Origin of the sequence: Bacillus marinisedimentorum (genome assembly GCF_001644195.2) — a bacterium.
Taxonomy (GTDB): Bacteria; Bacillota; Bacilli; order Bacillales; family Bacillaceae_O; genus Bacillus_BL; species Bacillus_BL marinisedimentorum.
Map to the genome: position 1 here is coordinate 1 of NZ_LWBL02000086.1, position 4,948 is coordinate 4,948.

Sequence of the window (4,948 nt, forward strand, 5' to 3'; positions counted from 1 at the left end):
ATAACCACTCAAAGGTTTTGTCCCGAACAGCCAACCCCTGGCTGTTCATTTTCATAAAAAGACAAATTCGGTTTTGCTTTATAGAAAAACAGATAACTTTCGCAGAACTTGATTTTCTCACTAAAAAAGCACCTATTTACTTCGCATTGTCATTACCGCCATCTTAATACCATAGTCAAAGCGCAGCACTCGGTACCATGTACCCGTGAGTGGAATTGCAGATGTATGCTGTCGGGATTATAAGTGACAACGACTTTGGACATGACACCGGTGGATTGGATCAATTGCTCAACTTTTTGTTTTTTGTCTTCCTGTGCAGCTGCCATTACATCATGGGCAAACATTTTTGATTCAGCAAGTTTGTCTAAAATTTTGCCGGCATCCTTCATAAGGACCTGGAATGCCTGGGCGGACTCGCTGAACAGTTCCGGGTCAACATCGGGATATTGCTGCCTGGCAGGTACTCCGCCGTAGAAAACCGGATATGGACTGTATATCGTCTGGCGACATGGGAAGGGACGTGGACAGACAGGATACATAGCAGCAGGATACTTCATGGCAAGCCTCCTTTTTTTAAGAGTCGATACTGCAGTATATGGAGAACGGCTCTTTTGTGCTGCATTTCTTGTGAAGTTGCTGTTGTTTTAAGTGTTTAGATACCTGGTAGGGGGTATGGATGATAGGATTAATATTTAAAAAAGACTTTAAATGTGATGAATTTGTGAAAAAACGAAGAATACATTTGACAATATACCCTACCGGGGGTATAGTAGTGTGCAGAGGTGATAAGAGATGACGGATGAAACAATCAATATTGAAATGCAGCCGGATAAAAAACCGGTGAAGCCTCACTCGGCTGAAGAAAAGGAAATGCTTGTCAACCGTCTTAAGAGAGTTGAAGGTCAGGTGCGCGGCATTCAAAAAATGATTGAAAACGACCGTTATTGTGTAGATATATTGGTTCAAATTTCAGCAATTGATGCTGCTCTTAAAAAAGTCGGCTTTCAGCTCCTTGAACGCCATACTCGCCATTGTGTGACTAACGCTGTCCAGTCAGGTAATGGTGATGAAGCGATCGATGAATTGATGAAGGTCACAAAACAGTTTACGAAATCTTAATTTGTGCAGGTGATGGTTATGGAACAACAAAAGATGAAACTTGATATCAGCGGAATGACATGTGCCGCCTGTTCGTCCAGAATCGAGAAAGTGTTGAATAAAATGGACGGGGTAAATGCCAATGTTAACCTGGCAATGGAAAATGCCACGGTCGAGTATGATGGTTCAAGTGTCAATCCCACTGATATCATTGAGAAAATAAATAAACTCGGCTACGGTGTGCAGCCTGAGAAAGTGGAATTGGATATTTACGGAATGACATGTGCTGCCTGCTCCTCGAGGATTGAAAAGGTTGTCGGGAAAATGGAAGGGATTAAAGGGGCAACCGTCAACCTTGCAACTGAATCAGCAACGATTGAATACCAGCCGGGACTTGTTTCCCTTGAGCATATCATGGATAAAGTCTCCAATCTCGGCTATGAAGCAAAGGTGAAGGAAGAGCGCGAGGATAAACAAAGTCATAAAGAGGAAGAAATTCATGCCAAGAAAGTGAAGCTTCTTATTTCTGCGCTTTTGTCGCTTCCGTTATTGTATACGATGATTGCCCATTTCCCGTGGGACCTCGGTATACCGGTTCCTGGGATTTTAATGAATCCATGGTTCCAGTTTGCACTAGCAACTCCGGTCCAATTTTACATCGGCTGGCAGTTTTATAAAGGCGCGTATAATGCTCTGCGCAACAAGAGTGCGAATATGGATGTCCTTGTCGCACTGGGAACGTCGGCAGCGTACTTCTACAGCGTTGTTGAAGGGATACGGTGGACGGTCAATCCTGATTATGAAGCGCATTTATATTTTGAAACAAGTGCAGTTTTGATTACGTTGATACTTGTAGGCAAGCTCTTTGAGGCTCTTGCAAAAGGACGTACAACCGCAGCTATTTCGAATCTGCTGAATCTTCAGGCCAAGGAAGCTACTGTCTTGAGAGATGGAGAAGAGCTGAAGATTCCGGTTGATCAGGTTGTCCTGGGTGATATACTTCTCGTGAAACCGGGTGATAAAATTCCGGTAGACGGTGTTGTGAAATCGGGCCGGTCGGCAGTTGATGAATCAATGATTACCGGTGAATCCATTCCGGTCAATAAGGGTGAGGGCGACCAGATGATCGGCGCCACCATCAATAAAAATGGAACATTGCAAATGGAAGCGACCAAGGTCGGAAAAGATACGGCTTTAGCGGGAATAATTCGAATCGTCGAGGAAGCCCAGGGTTCAAAAGCTCCGATTCAGCGCATGGCTGACGTCATTTCAGGCATTTTTGTCCCGATTGTCGTTGCCATTGCAATCGGCACATTTCTTGTGTGGTACTTCATTGTGTCGCCGGGTGATCTGCCGACAGCTCTTGAAGTGGCAATCGCAGTTCTGGTTATCGCCTGCCCATGCGCTCTCGGACTTGCCACCCCGACTTCCATTATGGTCGGAACAGGCAAGGGAGCGGAACAGGGAATTCTTTTTAAAGGCGGTGAACATCTTGAATCCGCACAAAGCATCAATGCGATCATTCTTGATAAAACCGGCACCATCACAAACGGGAAGCCGGTTGTGACTGATTATACCGCTGACGAAGAGACGCTCGCTTACCTATATGCCGCTGAAAGGGCATCCGAACACCCGCTGGCCGAAGCCATTGTGGAATATGCCAAAGAAAATGGAACCCAGCTGAAGGAGGCTGAAAGCTTTGAGGCGATTCCCGGACACGGGATTAAAGCTGTGGTAGACGGGAAAACAGTCTATGTAGGAACAAGGAAGATGATGAATGAAAACAGCATCTCCATAGATAAAGTCGAAGGAAACATGGCAGCATATGAACAAGACGGTAAAACCGCCATGTTGATCGCAGTCAATGGGAGCCTGAAAGGTATAGTGGCTGTCGCCGATACGGTGAAAGACCATGCAGCCGAAGCGATCAAACAGCTTCATGATCTTGACATTGCCGTCTATATGCTAACTGGTGATAACAGGCGGACAGCGCTTGCAATTGCTTCAGAAGTCGGAATCAGTGAAGATCAGGTGCTCGCAGAAGTCCTGCCTGAAGATAAAGCGGATATGGTCAAGCGCCTGCAAGGCGAAGGCAAAAAAGTGGCCATGGTCGGTGACGGAATCAATGACGCCCCGGCACTGGCGACCGCAGATATCGGCATCGCGATTGGCACAGGAACTGATGTGGCGATCGAAACAGCAGATGTCACGATTCTTGGCGGTGATTTGATGCTGCTGGCCAAAGCGGTCAAGCTGAGCCGCAAGACGATGAAAAATATCAAACAAAATCTGTTCTGGGCACTTGCCTACAATTCTGCAGGCATCCCTATCGCAGCCCTCGGCTTACTTGCCCCATGGGTAGCAGGTGCAGCCATGGCATTCAGTTCTGTTTCAGTAGTGTCTAACTCACTTCGATTGAAGAGAGTGAAGATATAAAACTTTTATTAAAGAGAGGATGACGTCAAATGACAACAAAAACATTAGATGTTAAAGGAATGACGTGCGGACATTGTGAAAAGGCAGTCAAAAACGCACTCCTTGAAATTGATGGAATCGCAAGCGTTGAAGTATCACTGGATACAGGGAAAGTAGATGTCCAGTTTGAAGACGGAAAAGTGACAGACGCACAAATGAAAGAAGCAATTGAAGACCAGGGTTACGATGTAGCGTAATGCTGCCAAACGGGCGGAAAGATACAATCTTTCCGCCCGTTTTCTATTATCGGTTTCTGTCATAATTTGATATGATAGGGATAATACATATAAAGTGGGAGTGGTGAGGTTGACGAAACACGGGGAGTACGCTTACCTGGAAATGCTGCAGCACGTGCTGGATCACGGCACCGAAAAAGGAGACCGGACTGGGACCGGAACGGTTTCAGTCTTTGGCTATCAAATGCGCTTTGACTTGAATGAAGGGTTCCCGCTCCTTACGACAAAACGGATTCCGTTTCGCCTGATTGCGAGTGAATTGCTGTGGTTCATAAAGGGAGATACGAATATCCGTTATTTGCTTGAGAACAGCAACAACATCTGGAATGAATGGGCTTTTAAAAATTGGGTGGAAAGTGATGAATACCGCGGTCCGGATATGACGGATTTTGGCCGGCGAAGCCTTGAAGATGAAGAATTTAACGCGATATATGTACAGGAAATGGACGCGTTCAAAGAGCGCATTCTCACAGACGATGATTTTGCGAAAACATATGGAGAGCTGGGGCCTGTGTATGGAAAACAGTGGCGGGCCTGGGAAACCGTCCGCGGCGAAACGATTGACCAGCTGAAGGATGTCATCGAACAGATCAAACAAAATCCGGACAGTCGCAGACATCTGGTAGTCGGTTACAACCCGGCTGATATCGAAACAATGGCACTGCCGCCGTGCCATAGCCTTTTCCAATTTTATGTGGCTGATGGAAAGTTGAGCTGCCAGCTGTATCAGCGCTCAGGGGATTTGTTTCTAGGCATTCCTTTTAATATCGCCAGTTACGCCCTGCTCACCGAACTGATTGCACATGAATGCGGCCTGGAGCCTGGCGAGTTTGTCCATACGATCGGTGACGCTCACATATATATAAATCATATAGAGCAGGTCAAGAAACAGCTTGCCCGTGAGCCGAAGCCGTTTCCGGAACTCAGAATAAGAGAAGACGTACGTTCTGTATTTGACGTTGAAATGGAAGATATCCGAATTGAAGGTTACGACCCTCATCCGGGTATCAAAGCACCTGTGGCAGTATAATTGAAAGCCTCTGCTGTGAAATGGCATTAGAAATTCAAGACAAGGCATCAGTGAAACACCCCTTGAAAAACCTTCATTTCTTTCGTTCTGTGAGGATTGAAAGAAATCC

5 protein-coding genes are annotated in these 4,948 nt (G+C 46.0%); 4 read left to right on the forward strand and 1 reads right to left on the reverse strand.

The genetic code is table 11. From position 1 onward, the window contains the following. Nucleotides 1–152: 152 nt before the first annotated feature. Nucleotides 153–557 (reverse strand): YuzC family spore coat inner layer protein, encoded by a 405-nt coding sequence (locus tag A4U59_RS20565; RefSeq protein WP_066175724.1) that lies wholly within the window; start codon nt 555–557, stop codon nt 153–155. 256 nt (nt 558–813) lie between these two features. On the opposite strand from A4U59_RS20565, the gene A4U59_RS20570 reads away from it, so the two are divergent. From A4U59_RS20570 to A4U59_RS20585, 4 genes are all read left to right on the forward strand, one after another. Further along, nucleotides 814–1,119, forward strand: coding sequence for a metal-sensing transcriptional repressor (locus A4U59_RS20570; RefSeq protein ID WP_425388935.1), 306 nt, complete (start codon nt 814–816; stop codon nt 1,117–1,119). An 18-nt stretch (nt 1,120–1,137) separates the two neighbouring features. After that, nucleotides 1,138–3,534 carry a heavy metal translocating P-type ATPase gene (locus A4U59_RS20575; protein ID WP_083270968.1) on the forward strand — a complete coding sequence of 799 codons (2,397 nt, stop codon included), beginning with the start codon at nt 1,138–1,140 and terminating at the stop codon, nt 3,532–3,534. Between the two features lie 29 nt (nt 3,535–3,563). Beyond that, nucleotides 3,564–3,770 carry a copper chaperone CopZ gene (gene copZ / locus A4U59_RS20580; protein WP_066175732.1) on the forward strand — a complete coding sequence of 69 codons (207 nt, stop codon included), beginning with the start codon at nt 3,564–3,566 and terminating at the stop codon, nt 3,768–3,770. Nucleotides 3,771–3,879: 109 nt separating this feature from the next. Beyond that, complete coding sequence (locus A4U59_RS20585; RefSeq protein WP_083270969.1) at nt 3,880–4,839, forward strand: thymidylate synthase; 960 nt, start codon at nt 3,880–3,882, stop codon at nt 4,837–4,839. Nucleotides 4,840–4,948: the final 109 nt, after the last annotated feature.

Excerpts from the sequence above, each read along its gene's own strand:
- A4U59_RS20565 (WP_066175724.1), bottom strand. The coding sequence starts at position 557 with ATGAAGTATCCTGCTGCTATGTATCCTGTCTGTCCACGTCCCTTCCCA.
- A4U59_RS20575 (WP_083270968.1), top strand. The coding sequence starts at position 1,138 with ATGGAACAACAAAAGATGAAACTTGATATCAGCGGAATGACATGTGCC.
- copZ (WP_066175732.1), top strand. The coding sequence starts at position 3,564 with ATGACAACAAAAACATTAGATGTTAAAGGAATGACGTGCGGACATTGT.